A 4,536-nucleotide genomic window follows, 5' to 3' on the forward strand; every position below is an offset into this window, starting at 1 on the left:
GAGCATTATCAGTTTGATTTCGCGCTATCAATGATCAAGCTGCGCGGTTTTGGCGGCAAAACGGAGTTCTGGGACCATAACCTGGAATCTTTTACCCTGATGGCAGGCCTGGCCGCGGTGACTTCCCGCATTGAAATTTATGCTACTGCGGCCACGCTGACGCTGCCGCCCGCCATAGTGGCAAGAATGGCCGCTACCGTGGATTCCATTTCAGGCGGCCGTTTCGGCGTCAATCTGGTTACCGGCTGGCAGAAACCCGAGTACGAGCAGATGGGCATCTGGCCCGGTGACGACTATTTTTCGCGCCGTTATGATTACCTGACTGAATATGTCACGGTGCTGCGCGATCTCTGGGGCACCGGCAAATCCGACCTGAAAGGTGAATTTTTCACCATGAATGACTGCCGCGTCAGCCCGCAGCCGCAAAGCCCGATGAAGGTCATTTGCGCCGGTCAGAGCGATGCCGGCATGGCTTTCTCCGCCCAGTATGCCGATTACAACTTCTGCTTCGGCAAGGGCGTTAACACGCCGACCGCCTTTGCCCCTACTGCCGCCCGGATGAAAATCGCCGCTGACGAAGCGGGCCGCGACGTCGGCTCCTACGTGCTGTTTATGGTCATTGCCGATGAAACCGACGAGGCCGCCCGCGAAAAATGGGAGCGCTATAAAGCCGGAGCCGATGAAGAAGCGCTGGCCTGGCTTACCACACAAAGCCAGCAGGATAAGCGTTCCGGCAGCGATACCAATGTTCGGCAGATGGCCGATCCCACTTCCGCGGTCAATATCAATATGGGCACGCTGGTCGGCTCGTATGCCAACGTGGCGCGCATGTTGGATGAAGTGGCGACCGTACCCGGCACCCAGGGCGTGTTGCTGACCTTTGATGATTTCCTGGAAGGCATCGAAAACTTCGGCGAACGTATCCAGCCACTGATGGCCTGCCGCAGCCATATTGCTTTGTCCACCCAGGAGGTGGCCTGATGAATAAAAAAACCGTGATCTGTACCACTGCCGCCACTAAAAACAGCGTGAATCTGCCCGCCCGGCCAGAGGCCATTGCTTTCCCGCCGGAGCAGACGGCGCTGATCGTAGTGGATATGCAAAATGCCTATGCTACCTCCGGCGGTTACCTGGATTTGGCCGGTTTTGACGTCTCTGCCACCACGCCGGTGATTGAGAAAATCAGTGTCGCCGTTAAAGCAGCGCGGGACGCCGGGATCCAGATTATCTGGTTTCAGAACGGCTGGGACGACCAGTACGTGGAAGCGGGCGGCCCGGGCTCGCCAAACTGGCATAAATCCAACGCCTTAAAAACTATGCGTCATCGCCCCGAGCTGGCAGGCAAGCTGCTGGCAAAAGGCAGCTGGGATTATGAGTTGGTCGATCAGTTACGGCCGCAGCCTGGCGATATCGTTCTGCCCAAACCGCGCTACAGCGGCTTCTTTAATACGCCGCTGGACAGCATGCTACGCAGCCGGGGCATTCGTCATCTGATTTTCACCGGTATCGCTACTAACGTCTGTGTGGAGTCAACGCTGCGTGATGGCTTTTTCCTGGAGTATTTCGGCGTGGTGCTGGAAGACGCCACTTACCAGGCCGGGCCGCTTTTTGCCCAGCAGGCCGCCATTTTTAATATCGAAACGTTTTTTGGCTGGGTCAGCAATGTAGAAACATTCTGCGCCGCGCTGCAAACCGCCAGCGTTTCGCCTGCCCAAACGGCCTGAATCAGGAGAAAGCGATGCCAAAAACGATTATTACTCCCCCTGGCAGCGGCGTCCCCATTGCGCCTTTTGTCCCCGGTACGTTGGCCGACGGCGTGGTCTATGTCTCTGGCACGCTGCCTTTTGACCAGCAGAACAATGTGGTGCACGTTGGCGACGCGGCCGCGCAAACGCGGCACGTGCTGGAGACCATCAAAAGCGTTATCGAGACCGCTGGCGGCACCATGGATGATGTGACATTTAACTCCATCTTCCTGACTGACTGGAGCAACTATAGCGAGATCAATCGGGTTTACGCCGACTATTTCCCCGGCGAAAAACCCGCGCGCTTTTGTATTCAGTGTGGTCTGGTCAAACCGGATGCGCTGGTGGAAATCGCTTCAATCGCGCATATCGGCAGCTAACGGAGGCGTTATGCATCTTGAAATTTCCGGCCTGTCGTCGCCTTCCGCCCCTGCGCTGGTGCTTTCTGCCGGCCTGGGTGGCCTGGGCAGCTTCTGGCAGCCACAGCTCACGGAACTGCGTAAGGCTTATCGCGTAGTGATCTACGATCAGCGTGGCACCGGACGCAGCCCGGATACGCTGCCCGCTGGTTATAGTTTGCATGATATGGCCAAAGAGCTGGCGACGGCGCTGGTGGCACAAAATATTACCCGATTCACTCTTATCGGCCATGCGCTTGGCGGCATGGTGGCTATGCAGCTGGCCCTCGACTATCCCGGGCGCGTAACGCGACTGGCGATCGTTAACGGCTGGCTGAGGCTTGACGCCCATACCCGCCGCTGCTTCCAGGTTCGTCAGGATCTGTTGCTCAATGTTGGCGTGGAGGCTTACGTCCGCGCGCAGCCGCTGTTTCTTTATCCTGCCGACTGGCTGGCGGAAAACGAAGCGCGTATTGAAGCGGAAGATGCGCTGCATAATGCGCATTTTCAGGGCACGGAGAACCTGCTTCGCCGCCTGCACGCGTTGATGAACGGCGACTTTACTCAACAGGCCAGTCTTATTACTCAGCCGGTGCTGCTGATCTGTTCGCAAGACGATCTGCTGGTGCCGTCGGGCTGCTCACGCAAGCTTTACGAAGCGTTACCCAACGCCACGCTGGAAACCCTGCCTCGCGGCGGTCATGCCGTCAGCGTGACGGAAAGCACCGCCTTTAATGCCCTGTTACTGACCTGGCTGGACGAAACCGCGCCCGCCCACTTTTCTCCGGAGCCGCTATGGCAGAAGCCCTGAATTCGACCGCGCTGGCGACGTTGTTCACCGCCGCACGCACGCACAATGGCTGGCAGGATCGTCCCGTCAGCGACCAGCAGCTCGCGGAGCTGTACGACTTGATTAAGATGGGGCCCACCTCGGCCAACTGTAGTCCGGCCCGCTTCTGTTTTGTACGCAGCGCGGAGGGTAAAGCAAAGCTGAAACCAGCGCTTTCCAGCGGCAATCTGGAAAAGACTCTCACCGCGCCGGTAACGGCCATCGTCGCCTGGGATCCGGCTTTTTACGAGCAGCTTCCCACGCTTTTTCCTCACGCCGATGCCAGATCGTGGTTTACCAGCAGCGCGGCGCTGGCGGAAGAGACGGCTTTTCGTAACAGTTCCCTTCAGGCGGCTTATTTGATTAGCGCCTGCCGCGCGCTCGGTCTGGATACCGGCCCGATGTCCGGATTCGATCGTGCAGGAGTGGATAGCGCCTTCTTCGCCGACAGCGGCTGGAAAAGCAATTTGTTAGTTAATATCGGCTATGGCGATGCGAGCAAAGTTTATGCGCGGCTGCCAAGACTAAATTTTGCCGATGCCTGCACGCTTGTATAAGGAGAACATTATGTCTGTAAATACGCTAATGCCTGAGAATAAGCCGGACACGGAAAAACTTTCTTTCCGCCAGGCGATGTCGCGTCTGGGCGCGGCGGTAAACATCATTACCACCGATGGCCCTGCCGGACGCGCGGGTTTTACCGCTTCTGCCGTTTGCAGCGTGACCGATTCGCCGCCCACGCTGCTGGTTTGCCTGAATCGCTCCGCTTCCGTGTATGAGGTTTTCAATGCTAACCGGCAGCTCTGCGTCAACACGCTGGCTGCCGGGCACGAAGAACTTTCCGGCCTGTTTGGCGGTAAGACGCCGATGGAGACACGTTTTCAGGCCGCCGACTGGTCAACGTTGACCACCGGTTCACCGGTTCTTGCCGGTGCGGTAGCGTCTTTTGACTGTCACGTGACGCAAATTACCCGCGTCGGCACCCATGACGTCTTGTTTTGCGAAATCCATGCGCTGGTCTGCAATGACCAGACTCACGGTCTGATCTGGTTCGATCGTGGCTACCATCACCTGTCCGCTCTCCGCTCTGGCGGCAACTGATTCACTTCTCTGGAGAAGACGATGGCCGATCCCTGGTTTCCCCAATGGCGTAGGCAGTCGGTGTCCGCCACGGGCCTTGTAGCCCCTGATGAGACGCTGCCGCCGGGCCAGACGATTATTAGGGGCTACAGCACGCCGTGGCGATGTTCGGCGCCACCGTGCTGATGCCGTTACTGATGGGGCTTGATCCCAATCTTTCCGTGATGATGTCTGGCATCGGTACCCTGCTGTTCTTTTTGATCACTGGCGGCCGTGTGCCCAGCTACCTGGGTTCCAGCGCGGCTTTCGTCGGCGTAGTGATTGCGGTCACGGGCTTTACTGGCCAGGGGCTCAATCTGCATCTTGGCGTGGCGCTGGGCGGTATTATCGCCTGCGGACTGTTGTATACGCTGATTGGTTTGGTCGTCATGAAAGTGGGCACGCGCTGGATCGAAAAACTGATGCCGCCGGTGGTTACGGGCGC

The 4,536-nt window shown here is 58.0% G+C and carries 6 protein-coding genes and 1 pseudogene; all 7 read left to right on the plus strand.

Going from position 1 to position 4,536, the window contains the following annotated elements:
- A partial coding sequence (gene rutA, locus RTK32_RS18595; protein WP_312046584.1) for a pyrimidine utilization protein A occupies nt 1–981 on the plus strand: 981 nt, incomplete at its 5' end.
- Nucleotides 981–1,724, plus strand: coding sequence for a pyrimidine utilization protein B (gene rutB, locus RTK32_RS18600; RefSeq protein WP_312046585.1), 744 nt, complete (start codon nt 981–983; stop codon nt 1,722–1,724). The genes rutA and rutB, both read left to right, overlap by 1 nt.
- Before the next feature lie 14 nt (nt 1,725–1,738).
- On the plus strand, nt 1,739–2,125 hold the full coding sequence (rutC, locus tag RTK32_RS18605) for a pyrimidine utilization protein C (RefSeq protein ID WP_312046587.1): 387 nt from the start codon (nt 1,739–1,741) through the stop codon (nt 2,123–2,125).
- 10 nt (nt 2,126–2,135) lie between these two features.
- On the plus strand, nt 2,136–2,954 hold the full coding sequence (rutD, locus tag RTK32_RS18610) for a pyrimidine utilization protein D (protein ID WP_312046589.1): 819 nt from the start codon (nt 2,136–2,138) through the stop codon (nt 2,952–2,954).
- Nucleotides 2,939–3,529: a malonic semialdehyde reductase gene (locus RTK32_RS18615; protein ID WP_312046591.1), complete on the plus strand. Its 591-nt coding sequence runs from the start codon at nt 2,939–2,941 to the stop codon at nt 3,527–3,529. Before rutD ends, RTK32_RS18615 begins: the two co-directional genes overlap by 16 nt.
- Nucleotides 3,530–3,539: 10 nt before the next feature.
- Nucleotides 3,540–4,073 (plus strand): NADH-dependent FMN reductase RutF, encoded by a 534-nt coding sequence (gene rutF, locus RTK32_RS18620; RefSeq protein ID WP_312046592.1) that lies wholly within the window; start codon nt 3,540–3,542, stop codon nt 4,071–4,073.
- A gap of 21 nt (nt 4,074–4,094) precedes the next feature.
- Nucleotides 4,095–4,536, plus strand: a pseudogene (locus RTK32_RS18625) (solute carrier family 23 protein); the annotation flags it as partial.

Source organism: Erwinia sp. (assembly GCF_031978025.1).
Taxonomy (GTDB): Bacteria; Pseudomonadota; Gammaproteobacteria; order Enterobacterales; family Enterobacteriaceae; genus Erwinia.